This is a genomic window from Streptomyces sp. NPDC051921, assembly GCF_040680975.1.
Lineage (GTDB): Bacteria > Actinomycetota > Actinomycetes > Streptomycetales > Streptomycetaceae > Streptomyces.
Window position 1 is genome coordinate 212,266 of sequence record NZ_JBFAXU010000003.1, and the last position, 21,027, is coordinate 233,292.

The 21,027-nt window shown below is 74.6% G+C and carries 22 protein-coding genes; 18 read left to right on the forward strand and 4 right to left on the reverse strand.

Annotated elements, in window-relative coordinates:
* Positions 1-34: 34 nt before the first annotated feature.
* The 7 genes from AB0M16_RS05660 (at position 35) to AB0M16_RS05690 (ending at position 7,242) form a co-directional block, all read left to right on the forward strand.
* On the forward strand, positions 35-1,159 hold the full coding sequence (locus tag AB0M16_RS05660) for a sulfite oxidase (RefSeq protein WP_365339085.1): 1,125 nt from the start codon (positions 35-37) through the stop codon (positions 1,157-1,159).
* 153 nt (positions 1,160-1,312) lie between these two features.
* Entirely contained in the window at positions 1,313-2,143 is an 831-nt protein-coding gene (gene nadE, locus AB0M16_RS05665; RefSeq protein ID WP_365339087.1) for an ammonia-dependent NAD(+) synthetase, read from the forward strand.
* A 151-nt stretch (positions 2,144-2,294) separates the two neighbouring features.
* Positions 2,295-2,684, forward strand: a complete 390-nt coding sequence (locus AB0M16_RS05670; RefSeq protein ID WP_365339089.1) for a VOC family protein — start codon at positions 2,295-2,297, stop codon at positions 2,682-2,684.
* 116 nt (positions 2,685-2,800) lie between these two features.
* Complete coding sequence (locus tag AB0M16_RS05675) at positions 2,801-4,102, forward strand: alpha/beta fold hydrolase (RefSeq protein WP_365339091.1); 1,302 nt, start codon at positions 2,801-2,803, stop codon at positions 4,100-4,102.
* Between the two features lie 108 nt (positions 4,103-4,210).
* Complete coding sequence (locus AB0M16_RS05680; RefSeq protein WP_365339093.1) at positions 4,211-5,362, forward strand: substrate-binding domain-containing protein; 1,152 nt, start codon at positions 4,211-4,213, stop codon at positions 5,360-5,362.
* 221 nt (positions 5,363-5,583) lie between these two features.
* Positions 5,584-6,345, forward strand: coding sequence for a PIG-L deacetylase family protein (locus AB0M16_RS05685; protein ID WP_365339095.1), 762 nt, complete (start codon positions 5,584-5,586; stop codon positions 6,343-6,345).
* A 63-nt stretch (positions 6,346-6,408) separates the two neighbouring features.
* Entirely contained in the window at positions 6,409-7,242 is an 834-nt protein-coding gene (locus AB0M16_RS05690) for an enoyl-CoA hydratase/isomerase family protein (protein ID WP_365339097.1), read from the forward strand.
* A 1-nt stretch (position 7,243) separates the two neighbouring features.
* Here the strand turns inward: AB0M16_RS05690 and AB0M16_RS05695 are convergent, their stop codons facing one another.
* The 3 genes from AB0M16_RS05695 to AB0M16_RS05705 all read right to left on the reverse strand — a co-directional run bounded on the left by AB0M16_RS05695 (position 7,244) and on the right by AB0M16_RS05705 (position 10,121).
* Positions 7,244-8,023 (reverse strand): VOC family protein, encoded by a 780-nt coding sequence (locus AB0M16_RS05695; protein WP_365339099.1) that lies wholly within the window; start codon positions 8,021-8,023, stop codon positions 7,244-7,246.
* A 110-nt stretch (positions 8,024-8,133) separates the two neighbouring features.
* Positions 8,134-9,054, reverse strand: coding sequence for an SDR family oxidoreductase (locus tag AB0M16_RS05700; protein WP_365339101.1), 921 nt, complete (start codon positions 9,052-9,054; stop codon positions 8,134-8,136).
* 53 nt (positions 9,055-9,107) lie between these two features.
* Positions 9,108-10,121 (reverse strand): NAD(P)/FAD-dependent oxidoreductase, encoded by a 1,014-nt coding sequence (locus AB0M16_RS05705; protein WP_365339103.1) that lies wholly within the window; start codon positions 10,119-10,121, stop codon positions 9,108-9,110.
* A 63-nt stretch (positions 10,122-10,184) separates the two neighbouring features.
* Between AB0M16_RS05705 and AB0M16_RS05710 the strand changes: the two genes are divergently transcribed.
* Positions 10,185-10,784 carry an XRE family transcriptional regulator gene (locus AB0M16_RS05710; RefSeq protein WP_365339105.1) on the forward strand — a complete coding sequence of 200 codons (600 nt, stop codon included), beginning with the start codon at positions 10,185-10,187 and terminating at the stop codon, positions 10,782-10,784.
* Between the two features lie 32 nt (positions 10,785-10,816).
* Here the strand turns inward: AB0M16_RS05710 and AB0M16_RS05715 are convergent, their stop codons facing one another.
* A complete protein-coding gene (locus tag AB0M16_RS05715; RefSeq protein ID WP_365339107.1) occupies positions 10,817-11,218 on the reverse strand; it encodes a hypothetical protein in 402 nt (133 codons plus the stop codon).
* Positions 11,219-11,336: 118 nt separating this feature from the next.
* Between AB0M16_RS05715 and AB0M16_RS05720 the strand changes: the two genes are divergently transcribed.
* The 10 genes from AB0M16_RS05720 to AB0M16_RS05765 all read left to right on the forward strand — a co-directional run bounded on the left by AB0M16_RS05720 (position 11,337) and on the right by AB0M16_RS05765 (position 20,867).
* Positions 11,337-12,305: an NADPH:quinone oxidoreductase family protein gene (locus AB0M16_RS05720; RefSeq protein ID WP_365339109.1), complete on the forward strand. Its 969-nt coding sequence runs from the start codon at positions 11,337-11,339 to the stop codon at positions 12,303-12,305.
* Positions 12,302-13,498 (forward strand): acyl-CoA dehydrogenase family protein, encoded by a 1,197-nt coding sequence (locus AB0M16_RS05725; protein ID WP_365339111.1) that lies wholly within the window; start codon positions 12,302-12,304, stop codon positions 13,496-13,498. The genes AB0M16_RS05720 and AB0M16_RS05725 overlap by 4 nt, the downstream gene beginning before the upstream one ends.
* Complete coding sequence (locus tag AB0M16_RS05730) at positions 13,495-14,613, forward strand: acyl-CoA dehydrogenase family protein (protein ID WP_365339114.1); 1,119 nt, start codon at positions 13,495-13,497, stop codon at positions 14,611-14,613. Before AB0M16_RS05725 ends, AB0M16_RS05730 begins: the two co-directional genes overlap by 4 nt.
* An 88-nt stretch (positions 14,614-14,701) precedes the next feature.
* Complete coding sequence (locus AB0M16_RS05735) at positions 14,702-16,333, forward strand: ABC transporter substrate-binding protein (protein WP_365339116.1); 1,632 nt, start codon at positions 14,702-14,704, stop codon at positions 16,331-16,333.
* The gene (locus AB0M16_RS05740) at positions 16,330-17,322 is read left to right on the forward strand and encodes an ABC transporter permease (RefSeq protein ID WP_365339118.1); all 993 of its coding nucleotides are present in this window, start codon (positions 16,330-16,332) and stop codon (positions 17,320-17,322) included. Before AB0M16_RS05735 ends, AB0M16_RS05740 begins: the two co-directional genes overlap by 4 nt.
* Positions 17,315-18,151 (forward strand): ABC transporter permease, encoded by an 837-nt coding sequence (locus tag AB0M16_RS05745; RefSeq protein ID WP_365339120.1) that lies wholly within the window; start codon positions 17,315-17,317, stop codon positions 18,149-18,151. The genes AB0M16_RS05740 and AB0M16_RS05745 overlap by 8 nt, the downstream gene beginning before the upstream one ends.
* On the forward strand, positions 18,148-19,230 hold the full coding sequence (locus AB0M16_RS05750) for an ABC transporter ATP-binding protein (RefSeq protein ID WP_365339122.1): 1,083 nt from the start codon (positions 18,148-18,150) through the stop codon (positions 19,228-19,230). Before AB0M16_RS05745 ends, AB0M16_RS05750 begins: the two co-directional genes overlap by 4 nt.
* Positions 19,223-19,900: an ATP-binding cassette domain-containing protein gene (locus AB0M16_RS05755; protein ID WP_365339124.1), complete on the forward strand. Its 678-nt coding sequence runs from the start codon at positions 19,223-19,225 to the stop codon at positions 19,898-19,900. The genes AB0M16_RS05750 and AB0M16_RS05755 overlap by 8 nt, the downstream gene beginning before the upstream one ends.
* Complete coding sequence (locus AB0M16_RS05760) at positions 19,897-20,547, forward strand: hypothetical protein (protein ID WP_365339126.1); 651 nt, start codon at positions 19,897-19,899, stop codon at positions 20,545-20,547. The genes AB0M16_RS05755 and AB0M16_RS05760 overlap by 4 nt, the downstream gene beginning before the upstream one ends.
* A 125-nt stretch (positions 20,548-20,672) precedes the next feature.
* A complete protein-coding gene (locus tag AB0M16_RS05765) occupies positions 20,673-20,867 on the forward strand; it encodes a hypothetical protein (protein WP_365339128.1) in 195 nt (64 codons plus the stop codon).
* Positions 20,868-21,027 lie beyond the last annotated feature (160 nt).

Genomic DNA, 21,027 nt, shown 5'->3' on the forward strand with positions numbered 1-21,027 from the left:
TGAGCGGAACGGCCGTCCGGCGCACCATGAAGAGATGGACGGCACCCCCGATCTCAGGGACGTCAGCGCGCCGGGCCGGCTCGCCGGGCCCGACGAGGGCGTCAGCACCGCGGAGCTGGCCCTGGCCGCTCGCAACCACGGCCTGCCCCTCGAAGCGCTGCGCTACGACACCACACCGCCCGGCCTCCACTACGTCCTGGTCCACTACGACATCCCCGCCGTCGACGGTGATGCCGAGGGCTGGCGGCTCACCGTCGGCGGCCGGGTCGCCCACCCCCTTTCCCTGGAGCTGACGGCACTGCGCGAGCGACCCGCCGTCACCCACCGGGTCACCCTGGAGTGCGCCGGCAACGGCAGGGCCCGCCTCGCGCCCCGCCCGGTCAGCCAGCCCTGGCTGGTGGAAGCCGTCGGCACGGCAGACTGGACCGGAGTCCCGCTGGCCGACCTGCTCGCCGAGGCGGGCGTCGCCGACGGCGCCGTGGAAGCGGTCTTCACCGGCGCCGACCACGGCGTCGAGCGCGGCACCGAGCAGGACTACCGGCGCAGCCTGCCGTTGCCCGTCGCCGCCGACCCGGCCCGCGGCGTGCTCGTGGCGTACGCGATGAACGGCGCGCCGCTCCCGCCCCAGCACGGCTACCCGCTGAGGCTCGTCGTGCCCGGCTGGTACGGCATGGCGAGCGTCAAGTGGCTGTGCGACGTCACCGTCACCGACACCCCGTTCACCGGCTTCCAGCAGGCCGTCGCCTACCGCTACCGGCAGGCCGCCGACGACCCCGGCGTGCCCGTGGACGTCATCGCGCCCCGCGCTCTGATGACCCCGCCGGGCTTCCCCGACTTCATGTCCCGCACCCGCGTCGTTCGTCCCGGCCCCGTCCCGCTGTCCGGCCGCGCCTGGTCCGGCCACGCGCCCGTGGTCCGCGTGGAGCTGAGCGCCGACGGCGAGGCGACCTGGACCGACGCCGAGGTGGCGGTCGACCCGGACCGGCCGTGGGCCTGGGCCGCCTGGCGCGCGACGTGGACCGCGGCACCGGGCGCGTACACGCTCACCGTGCGCGCCACCGACGCTTCCGGCCGCACCCAGCCGCTCGCGGCCCCCTGGAACCGCGGCGGCTTCGGCAACAACCTGGTCCAGCGCGTCGAGGTCGTGTGCGTGGAGTAGCCGGCCGCCGCCGGAGCCGGGCACCGCCGTGCCCGCCGGGCAGGAGCGTGTGCCCGGTCACGTGGACCGTGCGGACCCGCTGTGCGCGTGCGGGGTCGGGATAAGGTCGACCCGGGACGTCCAGCCCACCACCGCACGACCGAGGAGCATTCCGTGACCGACCCGGAGACCACCGCCCTGCAGCAGCAGATCGCCCGGGAGCTGGAGGTCGCCGAGACCTTCGACCCGCGTGCGGAGATCGAGCGCCGGGTCGCCTTCCTCACCGAGCGCCTCACCTCCACGGGCCTGCGCTCCCTGGTCCTGGGCATCAGCGGCGGTGTCGACTCCACCACCACCGGGCGGCTCTGCCAGCTCGCCGTCGAGCGGGCCCGCGCCGCCGGTCACGACGCCACCTTCTACGCCATGCGCCTGCCGTACGGCGTCCAGGCCGACGAGCACGACGCCCAGCTCGCGCTCGACTTCATCCGGGCCGACCAGGTCCTCACCGTCGACATCAAGCCGGCCAGCGACGCCGCCCTCGACGCCGGCCGCGCCGCAGGGGTCGTGTTCCGCGACGCCCACCACCAGGACTTCGTGCACGGCAACATCAAGGCCCGGCAGCGGATGATCGCCCAGTACGCGGTCGCGGGCGCCCACGACGGCCTGGTCGTCGGCACCGACCACGCCGCCGAGGCGGTCTCCGGCTTCTTCACGAAGTACGGCGACGGCGCCGCCGACCTCGTCCCGCTCACCGGCCTCACCAAGCGCCGCGTGCGCGCCGTCGCGGCCGAGCTCGGCGCCCCGGCCGAGCTGGTCTGGAAGACCCCGACGGCCGACCTGGAGACCCTGGACCCGGGCAAGCCCGACGAGGACGCGCTCGGCGTGACGTACGACGAGATCGACGACTTCCTGGAGGGCAAGCCGGTCGGCGAGACCGCCTTCGCCTCGATCGTGCGCCGCTACGAACTGACCGACCACAAGCGCCGGCTCCCGATCGCGCCCTGACCCCGCGCCCGGCCCGCCCGCGCCGGTCACCCGAGGGTGACAGGCGGAGGACCATCCGGCCGTTTCCGCGTGGCGGGGGCGGCCGGGCGCACGGCCCGTGGTGTGCCCTGAGGGGACGTCAGCAGACGCTCCACCGAAGGGAGAACCGCCCGTGCTCGGGAACACCACGGCATTCAGCAGCTTCTCGGTCGACGACCTCGACGCCGCCCGTCACTTCTACGACGAGACCCTCGGCCTCCAGACGGCCCAGGAGGGGACCGGCGACATGCGGATGCTGTTCCTGACCCTCGCCGACGGGGCGAGGGTCTTCGTCTACCCGAAGGGCGACCAGCACAGCCCCGCGAGCTTCACGGTCCTCAACTTCGAGGTGGAGGACATCGAGTCGGTGGTCGAGGGCCTGAAGGCGCGGGGGGTGGAGTTCCAGCGCTACCCGGGCTTCGAGTTCGACGACAAGGACATCTGCCGCGACCCGAACGGCCCGGCCATCGCCTGGTTCACCGACCCGGCGAAGAACGTCCTGTCGGTGCTGCAGCGCCCGTAGTGTCCGGCGGACCCCGGTGGGTCCGCCGTACTCCGATCCCGAGCCGTGAGCGGTGGGCGCCCCCGTCATGTGATCCACTGTCCTGACGGGGGTGTCACGAACAGGAGTACGCCGTCTTGTCCACCTACCGCCAGCCCGGACTCGTCCTCACCGACCGCCACTACACCGTCCCCCTCGACCACGACCGCCCCGGCGGCGAGTCGATCGAGATCTACGGACGCGAGGTCGTCGCCAGTGACAAGGCGCACCGCACCGACCTGCCCTGGCTGGTCTACCTGGAGGGAGGCCCCGGGTTCGGCGCCAAGCGCTTCGTCGGCCCGCAGGCCTGGCTCGGCCGGGCCGTGCGCGAGTTCCGCGTCCTGCTCCTGGACCAGCGCGGCACCGGACGCTCCACCCCCGCCAACCGGCAGACCCTGCCGCTCCGAGGAACCCCGCGCGAGCAGGCCGCCTACCTCGCCCACTTCCGCGCCGACTCCATCGTCAGGGACTGCGAGCTGATCCGCGGCGAACTCATCGGCGGCGCCCCCTGGACCGTCCTCGGCCAGAGCTTCGGCGGATTCTGCGCCACCCACTACCTGTCCACCGCCCCCGAAGGACTGGCCACCGTCCTCGTCACCGGCGGCCTGCCGTCCCTCCACGCCACCGCCGACGAGGTCTACCGCGCCGCCTACCCGCGCGTCCGGGCCAAGAACGCGGCCCACTACGCCCGCTACCCCGACGACGTCGAGCGGGTCCGCCGGATCGCCGCCCACCTCCACGAGCGACAGGTCACCCTGCCCGGCGGCGGCGCCCTCACCCCCGAGGCCTTCCAGTCGCTCGGCATCCTCCTCGGCGGCGGCGACGGCAGCCACCAGCTGCACCTGCTCCTCGAAGACGCCTTCGTCCCCACTCCGGCCGGCCCGGCCCTCTCCGACGCCTTCCTCGAAGGCGTCCAGGCCCACCTGTCCTACGCCGGACACCCGCTCTACGCCGTGCTCCACGAGGCCATCTACGCCCAGGGCCGGGGGCCGACCGACTGGGCCGCCGAACGGGTGCGCTCCGAATTCCCCGAGTTCGACGCGGCGAAGGCGCTGACCGGTGACGGTCCCGTCCTCTTCACCGGGGAGACCGTCCACCCCTGGCACTTCACCACCGACCCCGCGCTGGCCCCGCTCCGCGAGACCGCCGAGCTGCTCGCCGCCCGCAGCGACTGGGCCCCGCTCTACGACCCCGTACGCCTCTCCGTGAACGAGGTGCCGGCGGCCGCCGCGATCTACCACGACGACATGTACGTGGACACCGCCCACTCCCTGGAGACCGCGCGGGCCGTGCGGGGCCTGCGCACCTGGGTCACCGACGAGTTCGAACACGACGGGGTCCGGGCCGGTGGCCCGCGCGTCCTCGACCGCCTCCTCGCCCTCGCCCGCGACCAGCTCTGAGCGCCACCGCGGGCGCGGGGCCCCAGGTTCCGTGCAGGAGCGATCCGCGAGCCCGAGGATAGGATTCGCCGCGCAATCGATCAGCAATCGGCGCACCAGGGGGGGCCGGTGGCACACCGCGAGAATCCGGTGCCCGGACGCGAGCTGAAGTTCCGGGCCCTCGTGGCCCAACTGCGCCAGGGCATGCTCGACGGGACCTGGCCCCCCGGCGGCAAGCTCCCCACCGAGCGGGCCCTCGCCGCCGAGGCCGGCGTCTCGGTGACCACGGTGCGCCGCGCGTACGAGGACCTGGTCGCGCTCGGCCTGGTCGAACGCCGCCAGGGCGCGGGCACCTTCGCCGCCCAGCGCCCCGAGGACCAGCGCGCCGACCGCAGCGTGATCGGCGTCCTCGTCCCCGACACGGCCTTCTCCTACCCGCGGGTCCTGCACGGCATCGAGAAGGAGCTCGCCGCCGCCGGCGCGCGCCTCGTCCTCGCCTGCTCGCACTACGACCCCGGCGAGGAGGACGCCGCCGTCGAGCGGCTCCTGACCGCAGGCGTCCACGGCCTGCTCCTCGTCCCCACCCTGCACACCGCCACCGACCCGGCCCGTCGCGCCGAGGAACTGCTCGCCCTCCCCGTCCCCGCCGTCCTCGTCGAGCGCCGGCTCGCCGCGTACGGGCCCGGCGACCCCACCGAGCACGTGTGCACCGACCACGAGGGCGGCGCCTACGACGCCGTGCGCCATCTGCGCGGCCTCGGGCACCGCCGCCTCGGTCTCGTGGTCCGGTCGGACGCACCCACGACCGCCCCCATCGAGTCCGGTTTCGCCCGCGCGATCGCCGACCTCGGGCTGCCGACGCCCCGTCACGAGAGCGACACCCTGGGGGAGTGGAACCCGGAGCGTGCCGACCGGGCCGTGGCCGCGCTGTGTGCCGCGGGGGCCACGGCCGCGCTCTGCTTCGGCGACCGCGAGGCGGCCCTCGTGCTCGCCGCCGCCCGCCGGGCGGGCCTGCGGGTCCCCGAGGACCTGGCCCTGATCTCGTACGACAACGAGTTCGCCGACGTCGCCGAGATCCCGTTGACGGCCGTGTCGCCGCCCAGGTTCCAGGTCGGCAGGCTCGCCGCGCAGATCCTGCTGCGCCGGCTCGCCGAGGGCGACGCCACGCCGCTGCACCAGGTGCAGCTGAGGCCCCGTCTCGTCGTCCGCGCCTCCTGCGGGGCGGCCCCGGCCGACGGCGCGGGCCGGGACGCGCGGAAGGGTCCCGGCCCCGCCCACTGATGGCTCATGGTCTGCTCCCGCGCGGCGGGCCCCCACCCCGACCGGCCGCGCGGGCTCACCCGCTCGGTGATCCTCGGTGGTGGCCGCCGCGTCGCGGCTCACCGCCGGAACCCCGCCGCGTCGCGGCTCACCGCCGGAACCGTCCCCGGGCGGGGGTCCCGATGCGCCCCGAGGGCTGCCGCCGCCCCGGTCCTCCGGGGCCCGGCCCGTATCCTGCGCCCATGATCGAGAAAACCGAACAGTCCCCGCCGCAACTGGCCGAGATGCCCGCCGACTGGCAGCGCGCGCTCGCCGTCGTCGCCCATCCCGACGACCTGGAGTACGGCTGCGCCGCGGCCGTAGCGGGCTGGTCGGATGCCGGCAAGGAGGTCGCCTACGTGCTGGTCACAAGGGGCGAGGCCGGCATCGACACCCTCGACCCGGCCACCTGCGGCCCGCTGCGCGAGCGGGAGCAGCGGGACAGCGCGGCGGTGGTGGGCGTCGAGACCGTCGACTTCCTCGACCACCGGGACGGCGTGATCGAGTACGGCCTCGGGCTGCGCCGGGACATCGCCGCCGCGATCCGGCGCCACCGGCCCGAACTCGTCATCACCCTCAACCACCGCGACACGTGGGGTCCGGAGCCCGGCGGGTTCTGGAACACCCCCGACCACCGGGCCGTCGGCCGCGCCACCCTGGACGCGGCGGCGGACGCGGGCAACCGCTGGATCTTCCCCGAGCTCGTCGAGCAGGGCCTCGAACCGTGGAACGGGGTCCGCTGGGTGGCCGTCGCCGGCTCGAACCTGCCCACCCACGCCGTCGACGCCCGCCCGGGCCTGGAGCGTGCCACCCGCTCGCTGCTCGCCCACCGCACGTACATCGAGGCCCTGACGGACCAGGACGCGGAGCAGTACGTCCGCGACTTCGTCGCCGAGTCGACCGGTCGCGCCGCCGCCCGCTTCGGCGGGCGCCCGGCGGTGGCGTTCGAGGTGTTCCCCCGCTGACGGCCCCGGGCTACGCTCCCCGCACACTGTCTGACTGACCATCAGAAAGCGGAGGAGGGTGCGGTGATCGACACGCTCGACCACGCGGTCCCGGAGGGGGAGGAGCGGCTCTCCCTCCGGGTCGAGGACGGCGTCGGGGTGCTCACCCTGTGCCGCCCGGAGAAGCTCAACGGCTGGAGCTGGGAGGCCAGTCGGCAGCTCGGGGTGTTCGCCGACCGGATCCGCTTCGACGAGCGGATCCGCGTCGTGCTGCTGCGCGCCGAGGGCCGGGCCTTCTGCGCCGGCATCGACGTCACCGCGCCCGGCGGCGCCATCACCGGCCGCTCGGCGGCCGAGCGCACCGAGCACTACGCCGAGGGCATCCGCTGGGTCCACGAGCGGTTCGCCGCCTTCGCCCGGCTTCCCCAGCCGATCGTCGCTGCCGTCCAGGGCTACTGCCTCGGCTTCGGCTTCGAGCTGGCGCTGATGGCCGACATCCGCATCGCCGCCGAGGACGCCGTCTTCGCCCTCCCCGAGACCGGAATCGGCGTCGCCGTGGACGCCGGCGGCGACCTCCGGATCGCCCGGGAGGCCGGGGCCGGCTGGGCCAAGTACCTGGCGCTCACCGGGCGTCGGATCGATGCCGCCACCGCCGCGAGGCTCGGACTCGTTCAACAGGTCACTCCGGTCGCGGAGTTGGCCCGGGAGGCGGCCGGGACGGCCGCCGCCGTCGCGGCTGCGGCGCCGCTCGCCGTCCGTGCCGTGAAGCGCGACATCGACGCCTACGCCGACCAGGGCCTGGCCGCCGCCCTCGACCGCACGGCCCTCGCCGCCGCACTCACCCTCACCTCGGAGGACGCCCGGGAGGGCTACGCGGCGAAGGCGGCCCGCAGGCCGCCGCGCTTCGAAGGTCGCTGACTCACATCGTGGGGGAGGGCTTGAGGACGGCGAACGGCGCGCCGAACGGGTCGGCGAACCAGGCGATCCGGCCCACCTGAGGCACGTCCGCCGGCGGCATCAGGACCGAACCGCCGCTCTCCTGGACCGTCGCGGCGGTCGTGTCGGGGTCCGTCACCATGAAGTACGGCACCCAGCGCGACACGCCGGCCCCCGCCTGGAGCGGGGCCGCGCCGCCGAACGAGGCGTCCTTCAGGTCGCCTTCGGCCGTGGAGATCACCCGGTACGTCATGCCCGGCGCGTCCATCGCCTCCCAGCGCCAGCCGAACAGCGCGCCGTAGAAGGTGAGGGTGGCCTCCGGGTCGCCCGTGTGCAGCTCGACCCAGAGCAGGGTGTCGCGCTCCGAGGCCCGGTCCAGGCCTTTGACCGCGCCCGGCTGCCACACGGCGAACCGCGCACCGCCCGGGTCGGTCAGCGCGGCCATCCGCCCCGCGTCCATGACGTCGAACGCCTCCAGGCGCACCGCCCCGCCGTTGGCCTCGGCCGCGTGCGCGGTGGCGTCGGCGTCGGGCGTCTGGAAGTAGACGGTCCAGGCGCTGCTCGCGCCCTCCTCGGTGAGCGGGCCGAGCGCCGCGACCGTCCGGCCGTCCTGCTGGAAGAAGCCGTACCCGCCGGCGTCGGGCCCGGCGGAGGTGAAGTCCCAGCCGAAGACCCGGCCGTAGAACCTGGCAGCCGCGTCGGTGTCGGGGCTGCCGAGATCGATCCAACTGGGTGAGCCCGTGGTGAAGTCCGTGCCGATCATGGGGTGAGTCCCGTCCTTCCGGTGGATGAAGATCCTTCGGTCACCATGGCCGATCCTCGCCCCCGCCCCCGGTCCACGCGGCGCCGACGGCCGGGTTTCATCCGCACGGCCTACCCCTGGTCCGCCGCCGCCCCGAACGGTCCCCGCCCCAGCTGGCTGCGCACCGGCACCACCGGCTCGTTGACGAGGGCCCGCCGCTGCCAGTTCGCTCCGTCCACCACCAGCGTGTGCCCGCTGACGAACCGGGCGTACGGGGAGGCCAGGAACGTCGCCGCCCAGCCCAGCTCGCGCGGGAGCCCCACCCGTAGCGCGGGCTGACGGAGGTCGAGCGCCCCCGGGGTCCGGTCGAGGTTCGCCCGGATGTCCGCCACCATGTCCCCGTGCGGCATGAGGCCGGGCACCAGGCCGTTCACCTGGATCCCGTACGGGCCCCACTCCACGGCCAGCGTCTCCGTCAGGTTCTTCACCCCCGCTTTCGCCGCCGCCGAGTGCGCGTAGCCCGGCCCGCCCGTCCAGGCGTACGAGGCTCCGACGTTGACGACCGAGCCGGGCGTCCCCGCCGCCAGGTGCCGCCGGGCGAACTCCCGCGTCATGAACCAGGTCCCGGTGAGCGTGACGTCCACCACCGCGCGCCAGCCGTTCGGCGACAGGTCCTCCGCCGGAACGGGGAAGTTGGCGGCGGCGCAGTTCACCAGGACGTCCGGCCGCGCGCCGAACTCCGCCTCGCAGGCGTCGAACACGGTGCCGATCCGCTCCGGCTCGCGGATGTCGCAGACCCGGGTCACCACCCGCGTCCCCGCCACGGCCGCCAACTCCTCGCGCGCCTCGGTGAGCCGCCCGGCCGTCCGCCCCACGATCACCAGGTCGGCCCCCGCCCGCGCGAACTCGGCGGCGATCGCCTTCCCGAGCCCGGACCCCCCACCGGTCACCAGGACCGCCCGGCCCGCGAAGGTCCCGGGGGGCAGGGCGGTGGCGCCGAGCGGGGGAGGGGCGGGCAGCCCCTGCGGACGTGTGCTCGTGTCGTCGGTCATGGCGCATCGATAGCGCGCGGCCGGCGAGAACGGAAGGCCCGGGCACGGTCCCTTCAGCTCGCTCCCGCCCCCGCCCCGGTTGCCACCTTCCGGTCCAGGTCCGCGAACAGCAGGTCCGCGTTGACCATCGCCGCCGCCCGGTACCCACCGCTCGCCGCGTTCACGACCTGTTCCTGCGCGCCGATCACGTTCCCCGCCGCCCACACGCCCGGCACGCTCGTCCGGTACGACTCGTCGACCGTGACGAAGGTGCCGAGCGGGGTCTCGTGCGTGGCCGCGCCGAGCGCGGTGAGCAGCCCGTCGCGGGGCGTCGTCCGGGTGCCCACGAACACGACCTCGCGCGGGACGACCCGGCCGTCGGCCATCCGTACGCCCGTCAGCCCGGTCTCCTCGACCACCAGGGCCGCCACCGCGCCGGTCACGACCGTCACCCCGGCCGCGGCGAGCCGGGCCCCGTCCTCGGGCGAGGGCTCGGGGGCGGTGTGCAGGAAGAGGGTCACGTCGGAGGACCACTGGGAGACCATCAGCGCCTGGTGCGCCGGCATCACCGGGTGCGCGATGACGCCGAAGGCGCGCTCGCGCACCTCCCAGCCGTGGCAGTACGGACAGTGGAGCACGTCCCGGCCCCACCGCTCGGCCACGCCGTCGATCGCCGGGAGCTCGTCGGCCATACCGGTGGTGACCACCAGCCGGCGCGCCCGGAGCCGCCGACCGTCCGCCAGGGTGAGGGAGAAGCCCTCCTCGCCGTTCGGAACCGCTTGAGCGACCAGGCCGCTCGTCAGGTCCACGCCGTACGCGCCGATCTCCCGGCGCCCCGCCTCCAGGAACGCGGCCGGGCTCACCCCGTCCCGGGTGAGGTAGCCCTGCATGTGGGCGGCCGGGGCGTTGCGGGGCTCGCCCGCGTCGACGACCAGGGTCCGGCGCCGGGCGCGGCCCAGGACCAGGGCCGCGCTCAGCCCGGCCGCACCGCCGCCGACCACGATCACGTCGTAGTCGGCCACGGCGACAGCCACGGCGTCGGCGTCGGCCCGTCCGACCGGGAGGTTCTGCGCACTGTGTCCACTCATGCCGCGAGCGTCGCTCGCCGGCGCGCGGTTGACAAATGAAGTTGCTGTTTCTGCAATGGGTGCGTGACCGAAGACGAACGTGTGGAAGACGAACGCATCGAAGCCGTCCTCACGGAGGTCGGCCCCCGGCTCCGCCGCATCCGCCGGGAACGCGGTGCCACCCTCGCCGAGCTCTCCACCGCCACCGGCATCTCGGTGAGCACCCTCTCGCGCCTGGAGTCCGGGCAGCGCAAGCCCAGCCTCGAACTGCTGCTGCCGATCGCCCGCGCCCACCAGGTGCCGCTGGACGAGCTGGTCGGCGCCCCGCCGGTCGGCGACCCGCGCGTCAAGGCCAGGCCGATCGTCCGCCACGGTCGCACGATGTACCCGCTCACCCGCCAGCCGGGCGGGCTCCAGGCGTACAAGGTCGTCCAGGAACCCGGCGCCGAGGTGCCGGATCCGCGGGTCCACGAGGGCTACGAGTGGCTGTACGTGCTGTCGGGGCGGCTGCGGCTGGTCCTCGGCGAGCACGACGTGGTGCTCGGCGCGGGCGAGGCCGCCGAGTTCGACACCCGGGTGCCGCACTGGTTCGGCCCGGCGACGGACCGGCCGGTGGAGTTCCTGAGCCTGTTCGGCCCGCAGGGCGAGCGGATGCACGTTCGGGCGCGCCCGAAGAGTTCCTGAGGCCCGGCCGGGCCGGGGCCGGCGGCGAAGCGCTACACGTTGCGCGCGTCGGCGAGCCCGTCCAGTTCGCGCATCGCCTCGGCGTGGGCGCTCATCCGGCCGCTCAAGGTGCCGATGGTGAAGAGCACCGTGCCGGCGACGGCCGCGGGCACGGACAGGCCGAGTATCAGCAGTGCCTCGGGCCAGTCACGCTCGTCCTGGCACCAGTCGCCCCTCTGCAGGCCCTCGTTGGCCGTGCCGTACTCGGTCGACAGCCGTGACTCGCACTCCCGGGTGCTCCGGCCGTCGGGCCTGTCCTCGACCTGGTAGGGCGTGAGCAGCAGCAGCGCGCACCAGGTCCAGAAGAGGGCCGCCACGGTCAGCAGGCCGACGCCCCAGGCGCTCGTCCTCCGGGCCTTGGCGCGGAAGTCGAGGTCGTATTCACGTGATCGCATGGCGGACGAATCTAGCAGCGGCCGGAAGAGGACGTGCGAGCCTGGTTCCGCGAAGCCAAGCGACCGCTTAGTATGCGTTCGACCCCGCAGGACGCACGACGGCACGTGGAGGCCCCGGATGCAGGCATGGCGAGTGCACGAGAACGGTGAACCGGGTGAGGTGATGCAGCTCGACGAGACCGACCGGCCCGAGCCGGGGCCCGGTCAGGTGCTGCTCAAGGTCCTGGCCACCGGACTCAACTTCCCGGACGCCCTGCTGTGCCGGGGGCAGTACCAGGTGCGGCCCCCGCTGCCCTTCACGCCGGGCGTGGAGATCTGCGCCGAGACGGAGGACGGCCGCCGCGTCATCGCGACGCCCGCCCTGCCGTACGGCGGGCTCGCCGAGTACGCGGTCGCCGACGAGGCCACGCTGCTGCCCGCGCCCGAGGCGCTGGACGACGCCGAGGCCGCCGCCCTGCACATCGGTTACCAGACCGGCTGGTTCGGCCTGCACCGCAGGGCGGGCCTCCGGGAGGGCGAGACGCTGCTCGTGCACGCCGCCGCGGGCGGGGTCGGCAGCGCCGCCGTCCAGCTCGGCAAGGCGGCCGGCGCCACCGTGATCGGCGTCGTCGGCGGCGCGGACAAGGCCGCCGTCGCCCGTGGGATCGGCTGCGACGTCGTCGTCGACCGGCACGCCGAGGACGTCGTCGCGGCCGTCAAGGAGGCCACCGGCGGGCGCGGCGCCGACGTGGTCTACGACCCGGTCGGCGGCGCCGCCTACCAGCAGTCCGCCAAGCTGGTGGCCTTCGAGGGCCGGATCCTGGTCGTCGGCTTCGCGAGCGGCACCGTCCCGGCGCCCGCCCTCAACCACGCGCTGATCAAGAACTACTCGATCGTGGGCCTGCACTGGGGCCTGTACAACCTGAAGGACCCGGCCGCCGTCCTGCGCTGCCACGAGACCCTCACCGAGCTCGCCGCCAAGGGCCTCGTCAGGCCGTACGTGAGCGAGCGCGTCCCCTTCGGCGCCGCCGCCGACGCCGTGCAGCGCCTCTCCGAGGGCACCACCACCGGCCGGCTCGTCGTCCTCCCGGAAGGAGCCCGCGCATGACGGCAGTCCGTCCCGACGCCGCCGAACTCGTGGACCGCACCCGGCGGTTGCTCGCCGAGCACCCGCCCGCCACGACCGAACGCGGCGACTTCCTGCGCGCCCGCTTCGACGCGGGCCTGGCCTGGGTGCACTACCCGGTGGGCCTCGGCGGGCTCGACGCCCCGCGCTCCCTCCAGGTCGTCGTCGACGCCGAACTCGCCGCCGCGGGAGCCCCCGACAACGACCCCCGTCGGATCGGCATCGGTCTCGGCATGGCCGCCCCCACCCTCCTCGCGTACGCCTCCCAGGAGGTCAAGGAGCGCTTCCTGAAGCCCCTTTGGGTCGGCGAGGAGGTCTGGTGCCAGCTGTTCAGCGAGCCCGGCGCCGGCTCCGACCTCGCGGCCCTCGGCACCCGCGCCGTCCGCGAGGACGGGGGAACCTGGGTGGTCGACGGGCAGAAGGTGTGGACCTCCAGCGCCCACGTGGCCCGCTGGGCCATCCTCATCGCCCGCACCGACCCCGACCTGCCCAAGCACCGGGGCATCACCTACTTCGTCTGCGACATGACCGACCCCGGGGTCGAGGTCCGGCCGCTGCGCCAGCTCACCGGCGAGGCCGAGTTCAACGAGGTGTTCCTGACGAACGTGCGCATCCCCGACGCCCACCGGCTCGGCGAGGTCGGCGACGGCTGGCGGGTGGCCCAGACCACCCTCATGAACGAGCGCGTCTCCATCGGCGGCGCCCGCGTCCCCCGCGAGGGCGGCATGATCGGCAAGGCCGCCGAGACCTGGCGGGCCCGCCCCGAGCTGCGCACCCACGACCTGCACCGCCGGCTGCTCGACCTGTGGGTCGACGCCGAGGTGGCCCGGCTCACCGGCGAGCGGCTGCGCCAGCAGCTCGTGGCCGGCCAGCCGGGTCCCGAGGGCAGCGCGATGAAGCTCGGCTTCGCCCGCCTCAACCAGGCGATCAGCGCCCTGGAGGTGGAACTCCTCGGCGACGAGGGCCTGTTGTACGGGGAGTGGGCGATGGCCCGGCCCGACCTGGTCGACTTCACCGGCCGCGACGCCGGCTACCGCTATCTGCGCGCCAAGGGCAACTCGATCGAGGGCGGCACGAGCGAGGTGCTGCTCAACATCGTCGCCGAGCGGGTCCTCGGACTGCCCGCCGAGCCCCGCAACGACAAGGACGTCGCCTGGAAGGACCTCGCCCGATGACGGACACGACGGCAACGACGGCCACGACGGAGACCTCTCCGAGGGATCTCCTGTACTCCGACACCGAGGACGATCTGCGCGCCGCGGTCCGCTCCCTGCTCGCCGACCGGGCCGACGCGCGGACCGTGCTCGGCCGGATCGAGGGCGACGTCCCCTACGTCCCCGGCCTGTGGGAGGCGCTCGGCGGCGGGATCGGCGCCGCCGGACTCCTCGTCCCCGAGCGGCTGGGCGGCCAGGGCGCGAGCCACCGCGAGGCCGCCGTGGTCCTGGAGGAACTCGGCCGGGCGGTCACCCCCGTCCCGTTCCTCACCGGCGCGGTGGTGGCGACCGAGACGCTGCTGGCGCTCGGCGCCGACGGCGGCCCGGTCGCGGAGCTCCTCACGGCGCTGGCGAGCGGCGAACGCGTCGCCGTGCTCGCGGTGCCTCTGTCCACCGCACCGGCGGGAGGCGGGGTCCGGTCCGGGCCCGTGCCGGCCGTCGCCGACGCCGTCGCCGCCGACGTCCTCCTCGTCCCGCGCGCCGACGGGCTGTACGCCGTCCCCGCCGCCGACGCGGTGATCACCCCGCAGTCCTCGCTCGACCTCACCCGGCCGCTGGCCGTCGTCGACGCGGACGGCGCCGCCGGGGTCCGGCTGGCGGGTGCCGACGCGGCGGCCGCGGCCGTGCGGCGCGGACTGCTCGCCGGGGCGGGACTGCTCGCCTCCGAGCAGCTCGGGCTCGCCGAGTGGTGCCTGGAGGAGACCGTCCGGCACACCGGGGAACGGCACCAGTTCAACCGGCCGGTCGGCTCGTTCCAGGCCCTGAAGCACCGGATGGCCCAGCTCTGGCTGGAGCTCGTGGGCGCCAGGGCGGCGGCCCGCGCCGCCGCCGACGCGCTGGCGACCGGTGCCCCGGACGCCGCGCTGACCGTGGCCGTCGCCCAGGCGTACTGCTCGAAGACCGCGGTGCGCGCCGCCGAGGAGTGCGTCCAGCTGCACGGCGGCATCGGCATGACCTGGGAGCACCCCGCACACCTGGCGCTGAAGCGGGCCAAATCCGACCAGACGGCGCTGGGTTCGGCCGGCCGCCACCACGACGCCATCGCCTCCCTGGTGGACCTGCCCGCCCCCGAGTAAGGGGCCCATGTGTCCGCACCCCTTTACATACTGTTTAATTGCGAGCTGTTCGCAATAGCAGTTGATCTTCAAGAGGGGTGTGGACACCATGGCCGCCCGATCCGTCCGCCGCGCGACCGCCGCGATACTCACCGGGGCCGCGGCCCTCGCCGCGGCGGCCTGCTCGAATCCCGGCGGCGGTGCCGCGGGCTCCGGCGGACCCAGGGATTCCGCGGTCGTCGGCATCGCCTACGAACCCGAGACCCTCAGCCCCCTCCTCGGCTACGGCAAGGACGGCAACTCCAAGATCTTCGACGGGCTGCTCGCCTTCGACGCCGACATGGAGCTGCGTCCCGCCCTCGCCGCCGCCCTGCCCACCGTCAGCACCGACGGCCTGACGTACACCTACAAGCTGCGCCCGGGCGTGAAGTTCAGCGACGGACAGCCCTTCACCGCCGAGGACGTCGTCTTCACCTACCGGACCGTCCTCGACCCGCGCACCAACAACGCCTCGCGCACCGAGCTCGACGCGCTCCGGGACGTCACGGCCGTCGGCGACGACACCGTCGTCTTCACCCTCAAGTACCCCTACGCGCCCTTCGCCCGGCGCACCGTCCTCGCCATCGCCCCCGAACACGTCGCCGGCCGGCAGGACGTCAACACCGGCCCGTTCACGACGAAGCCCGTCGGCACCGGCCCGTACGTCCTCACCGGCTGGTCCAAGGGCGAGAAGCTCACCTTCGAGGCCAACCCGGCCTACTGGGGCGGCGCCCCGGCCGTGAAGAAGTTCACCATGGCCGTCATCAAGGACGACGACGTCCGCGCCACCCGGCTGCGCGCCGGCGACCTCGATGCCGCCATCCTGCCGCCCGCCCTCGCCGCCGGATTCCGGGCCGACAAGACGAAGCGGACGTACCGGGCCGCCACCTACGACTACCGCACCGTCACCCTCCCCACCCACCACCAGGTCGCCGGCGACGTGGCCGTCCGCCGGGCCCTCGACCTCGCCGTCGACCGCCGGACCATGGTCGACAAGATCCTCGAAGGCGCCGGCAAGCCCGCGTACGGACCCGTCCCCACCGACAGCCCCTGGTTCGCGAAGGGCACCGAGCGCCGCCACGACCTCGCCGGTGCCCGGAAGATCCTCGACGAGGCCGGCTGGAAGCCCGGCCCCGACGGCGTCCGCGTCAGGAACGGCGTCCGCGCCGCCTTCCCGCTCTGGTACCTCTCCGGCGACAAGCTCCGCCAGGACCACGCCCTCGCCTACGCCTCCGACGCCAAGAAGGCGGGCATCGCCGTCACCACCCAGGCCGGCACCTGGGAGGTCATCGAGCCCCGCATGAAGACCGACGCCGTCCTCGCCGGCGGCGGCTCGCCCGGCGACCCCGACTTCGACCAGTACCTCCTCCTGAAGTCCGGCCTCGCCGGCGACGGCTTCAACAACATGGCCCGGTACACCGACCCGACCGTCGACCGGGCGCTGGAGGACGGCCGCCGCACGAACGACCTCACCCGGCGCCGCGCCGCGTACGACACCGTCCAGCGCCAACTGGTGAAGAACCCCGGCTACACCTTCCTCACCCACGTCGACCACCTCTACGTCGTCGACGACCGCTGGGACGCGACGCCCGGCGGCGGCCTCCGCACCCAGGTCGAGCCGCACGACCACGGCCTCGGCTCGGGCCCCTGGTGGAACATCGAGGACTGGAAGCCGAAGAGCGCCGGAGGGACCGCGAAGTGAGCCGCCGCCTCCCCTGGGGGGCCATGGCCCGGATGACCGGACGGCGCGCCCTGGCCGCCGTCCCCGTCCTGCTCGCCGTCACCCTCGCGGTCTTCGCCGTCGCCGCCGCCTCCCCCTTCGACCCCGTCAAGGCCTACGCCGGCACCGCCGGACTCACCGCCTCACAGGAGAACCTCGACCAGCTGCGTGCCAACCTCGGCGTCGACCGGCCCTGGCTCACCCGCTGGTGGGACTGGCTCGGCCACGCCGTCCAGGGCGACCTCGGCGACTCCGGCGTCCTGCGGCAACCGGTCGTCGACGTGATCGCCGAACGCGTCGGCTGGTCCGCGCTGCTCGCCGCCACCGCCTTCCTCGTCGCGATCACCCTCGGCACCGCCCTCGGCGTCCTCGCCGGACGGCGCCGCGGCGGCCTCCTCGACCGGGCCGTCAGCTCCGCCGCGTACACCCTCGAAGCCGCCCCCGCCTTCTGGCTCGGCCTGCTCGCCATCTGGTTCTTCGCCCTGGAGCTGGGGGCGCTGCCCGCCGGCGGCCTCACCGACACCGCGAGCGACACCGTCACCGCCGGTCAGGTGGCGAGCCACCTCGTGCTGCCCGCGTTCGTCCTCGGGACCTCCCAACTGCCCTGGTTCTTCCTGTACGTACGGCAGGGAGTCGGCGACGCCCTGGAGGAGGACCCGGTGCGCGGCGCCCGCGCCCGCGGCCTCGCCGAACGGACCGTCCTCACCGGCCACGCCCTGCGCTCCGGCATGCTGCCGGTGCTCACGCTCGTCGGCTCCCGCGTCCCCGAACTCATCACCGGAGCCCTCCTCGTGGAGACCGTCTTCAGCTGGCCCGGCATCGCCGCCGCCACCGTCCAGGCCGCCGTCTCCGTCGACTTCCCGCTCCTCGCCGCCCTCACCGTGCTCGCCACCGCGGCCGTCCTGCTCGGCAACCTCCTCTCCGACCTCCTGTACGGGCTCGCCGACCCGAGGGTGGGCTTCGATGGCTGACCCCCGCACCCGGCGGGTCCGGCTGGGGACCTCCGCCCTGATCGTCGGCGCCGTCGGCCTCGCCGTCCTCCTCGTCCCGCCGCTCGTCCCACTGGACGAACAAGCCGTCGACCTGGGGCGCAAGCTCCTGCCGCCCTCGTGGGAGCACCCCTTCGGCACCGACGACGTCGGCCGCGACCTGCTCCTGCGCTGCGTCTACGGACTGCGGATCTCGCTCCTCGTCGGCCTGGTCGCCGCCCTCGTCGCGACCGTCATCGGCACCGCCGTCGGCGGTGCCGCGGGCGCGCTCGGCGGCCGGTTCGACCGGTTCGCGATGCGGATCGTCGACGGCTTCTCGTCCGTGCCGCACCTGCTGCTCGGCATCTTCGTCGTGGCCATGTTCCGGCCCGGGGTCTGGCCGGTGATCGTCTCCGTGGCCCTCACCCACTGGCTGTCCACCGCCCGGATCGTCCGCTCCGAGGTCCTCTCGCTGCGCTCCCGGCCCTTCGTCGACGCGGCGATCTCCGGCGGCTCCTCGCGGTGGCGGATCGCCGTACGGCACCTGCTGCCCGCGGTGCTCCCGCAGGCCGGGCTCGCCGCCGTGCTCATGGTGCCGCACGCCATGTGGCACGAGTCCGCGCTGTCCTTCCTCGGCCTCGGACTGCCCAGCCACCAGGCCAGCCTCGGCAACCTCGTCCAGACCGCCCGCTCCTCGCTGCTCGCGGGCCACTGGTGGCCGACCCTCTTCCCGGGCCTGCTCCTCGTCGTGCCGACCCTCGCCCTCGCCGGCCTCGCCGGAGTCTGGCGCGACCGGCTCGATCCGCGCCGCCGGTCGGAGCTGATGCTGTGAACGAGCAGATCGCGCGCGCCCTCGAGGCGGTCACCGCCGAGCGCGCCTCCGACGCCGTCCTCAGCGTCCGCGGCCTCACCGTCCGCTTCCGGCTGCGCGGCGGGCGGCACGTCGCCGCCGTCACCGACGCCGCGTTCGACCTCGCGGCGGGCGAGTGCCTCGCCCTCGTCGGAGAGAGCGGCTGCGGCAAGTCCGTCCTCGCCTCCGCCCTCCTCGGCCTCCTCCCCGGCAACGCGCAGACCACGGGCACCGCGCTCCTGACGGGCGGTCCCGAGCCCGGTGACGTCGACGGACCCACCGGGGACGACCGGCCCGGGAAGCGCGCGCGGGGTGGGGCCGGGCAGCAGCCCGCCCTCGACCTGCTCGCCGCGGACGAACGCACCCTCGCCCGCACCGTACGGGGCCGGCGCGTCGGTCTCGTGCCACAGAGCCCCGCCGCCCACCTCACCCCGGTGCGCACCGTGCGCGCCCATCTGGAAGAGACCGTACGGGCGCTCACCGACACCCCGCGGCGCGAGCGGCGCACGGCGGCCGAGGCGGCCGCCGAACGGGCCGCGTTCCCGGCCGGGCACCTCGACCGCTACCCGCACGAGCTCTCCGGGGGACTCGCCCAGCGCGCCGCCACGGCCCTCGCCCTGATCGGCGACGCACCCCTGCTGCTCGCCGACGAACCCACCACCGGACTCGACCGCGAACTCGTCGACCGCACCGCCGACGAGCTGCGCCGCCACGCCGACCAGGGCAAGGCCCTGCTGCTCATCACCCACGACCTGGCGGCGGCCCGCCGGGTCGCCGACCGGGTGGCCGTCATGTACGCCGGGCGCATCGTCGAACTCACCTCCGCAGCCCGCTTCTTCGGCGACTCCGGCCCCCGCCACCCGTACGCCCGGGGACTCCTCGACGCCCTGCCCGAGCGGGAGTTCACGCCCGTCCCAGGACTCCCGCCGGCACTCTCCGACCTGCCCGCGGGCTGCGCCTTCGCCCCGCGCTGCTCCCGGGCCGACGAGGCCTGCGCGGTGCGGCCGGAGTTCCGGACAGGGCTCGCCTGCCATCACCCCCCGGGAGCGCCCCGTGCTTGAACTCCACCGCGTCACCGCCGGATACGAGCCGCGCAGCCCGGTCGTCCGGGACGCCGACCTCACCGTCGCCCCCGGCGAGTCCGTCGGGCTGCTCGGCCCGAGCGGCTGCGGCAAGTCCACCCTCGCCCGGGTCGCCGCGCTGCTGCACCGCCCCGACGCCGGCCGGGTCCTCGTCGACGGCACCGAGATCCGGGCCTGGCGACACCGTGCCCCACGCGCCCTGCGCACCTCCCTCGGCGTCGTCTTCCAGCAGCCCCGGCTCTCCGCCGACCCGCGCCTGCGGCTCGCCGACCTGATCGCCGAGCCGCTGCGCGCGACCGGGCGCCGCGACCTGCTTCCCGAGCGGCTCGCCGCGCTCGTGCCGGCCGTCGGCCTCACCGAGGACCTGCTCGCCCGCCGGCCGCACGAGGTCAGCGACGGGCAGCTGCAACGCGCCTGCCTGGCCCGAGCCCTGGTGCTGCGGCCCCGGTGGCTGATCTGCGACGAGATGACCGCGATGCTCGACGCCTCGACGACGGCGGCCCTCGTCGCGGCCGTCGAGAGCTATCGCGCGGAGTCCGGCGCGGGGCTGCTCGCCGTCGGCCACGACCGGGTCCTCCTGGAGCGCTGGTGCGACCGGACGGTCGAGTGGGCGGAGTGCGCCCGTGGTCCGGGAGAGAATGCGGGATGACCAGCCCTTGGACGCCGCTCCCCGACACCCATCCGCTCGGCGGGATGCGGCCCGCCCTGGAGGCGGCGGAGTCGGTGCTCGGCCACGAGCCGCGGCAGGGGTACGAGGACCGCTGCTGGGTGCTGCACACGATCCACGACGGCACGCGCCGGGTGCGCTGGCGTGAGGTCCTGGCGGGAGTCGGCCGGCGTCTCGACGACTGGCCCCTCACGCCCTCGTACCTGGTCTTCCAGGACGTCCCCGGCCGCGAGGCCCACGAGGGCCCCTCGGCCGGGGAGATCGACCGCGACTGTCTCGTCCGGCTCACGGCGCTGCTCGCCCTGCACCACGCCGACGGTCCGGACACGGCCTGCTACGCGGCCCAGGCGCCCATCGAGGACGTCGGCTCGCCCGTTCCGGCCCGCCGCGGGCGCCTCGCCGACGCCCCCGCGCACCACGACCGGTCCTCGGGCCGCGGCGACGGGGGCCCGGCCCAGTTCCCCGCCCAGTGGTGGGCGGTCGACGGCTCCTGGTTCGTGCTGACCGACTGGGACCTGAGCGCCACGGAGGTCTTCGGCAGCGCCGCGCTCGTCGCCGGCCTCCTCGCCGACGACGAGCTGGAGGCCATCCGGCTGCCGAGCATCGCGGAGGCTCTGGGGCACGCCTGAGGAACGGCCTGCTCCGGAAAGTCACCCGGATGGCCGCCCTGCCGTACCGCCGTCCGGATCGTCCCTTCCGTCACACTGTCCGCCGAACGCCGCAATTCCGGTGCGGCGCAAGGAGGGTGAGCACGATGGCCATTTCCGTATCCGTGGTGCTGCTTCTGCTGATCCTGGCGGTGATCTTTCTCCGCAACGGCGGCCTGAAGGTCTCGCACGCCATCGTCTGCGCCCTGCTCGGCTTCTTCCTGGCGAGCACCAGCATGGCGCCGACCATCCAGAACGGGGTGGCCGCGACGGCCAACGTGGTCTCCAGCCTCAAACCCTGACCGTGCTCCGCTCGTACGTTGCATGATCATGAAGTGCCCGTGAAACGGCGGGCGTTTCCATGTACATCTCCAGCACTCGGGCCTAGCGTCGGCCGCCGGCGCGACCTTCGTACGGACCCGAGGAGCCGCATTGACCACCCGACCCCCCCCGCCGGCGAGC

Excerpts from the sequence above, each read along its gene's own strand:
- AB0M16_RS05760 (WP_365339126.1), top strand. The coding sequence starts at position 19,897 with ATGACCAGCCCTTGGACGCCGCTCCCCGACACCCATCCGCTCGGCGGG.
- AB0M16_RS05735 (WP_365339116.1), top strand. The coding sequence starts at position 14,702 with ATGGCCGCCCGATCCGTCCGCCGCGCGACCGCCGCGATACTCACCGGG.
- AB0M16_RS05765 (WP_365339128.1), top strand. The coding sequence starts at position 20,673 with ATGGCCATTTCCGTATCCGTGGTGCTGCTTCTGCTGATCCTGGCGGTG.
- AB0M16_RS05730 (WP_365339114.1), top strand. The coding sequence starts at position 13,495 with ATGACGGACACGACGGCAACGACGGCCACGACGGAGACCTCTCCGAGG.
- AB0M16_RS05700 (WP_365339101.1), bottom strand. The coding sequence starts at position 9,054 with ATGACCGACGACACGAGCACACGTCCGCAGGGGCTGCCCGCCCCTCCC.
- AB0M16_RS05720 (WP_365339109.1), top strand. The coding sequence starts at position 11,337 with ATGCAGGCATGGCGAGTGCACGAGAACGGTGAACCGGGTGAGGTGATG.
- AB0M16_RS05715 (WP_365339107.1), bottom strand. The coding sequence starts at position 11,218 with ATGCGATCACGTGAATACGACCTCGACTTCCGCGCCAAGGCCCGGAGG.
- AB0M16_RS05745 (WP_365339120.1), top strand. The coding sequence starts at position 17,315 with ATGGCTGACCCCCGCACCCGGCGGGTCCGGCTGGGGACCTCCGCCCTG.
- AB0M16_RS05695 (WP_365339099.1), bottom strand. The coding sequence starts at position 8,023 with ATGATCGGCACGGACTTCACCACGGGCTCACCCAGTTGGATCGATCTC.
- AB0M16_RS05660 (WP_365339085.1), top strand. The coding sequence starts at position 35 with ATGGACGGCACCCCCGATCTCAGGGACGTCAGCGCGCCGGGCCGGCTC.
- AB0M16_RS05705 (WP_365339103.1), bottom strand. The coding sequence starts at position 10,121 with ATGAGTGGACACAGTGCGCAGAACCTCCCGGTCGGACGGGCCGACGCC.
- AB0M16_RS05685 (WP_365339095.1), top strand. The coding sequence starts at position 5,584 with ATGATCGAGAAAACCGAACAGTCCCCGCCGCAACTGGCCGAGATGCCC.
- AB0M16_RS05725 (WP_365339111.1), top strand. The coding sequence starts at position 12,302 with ATGACGGCAGTCCGTCCCGACGCCGCCGAACTCGTGGACCGCACCCGG.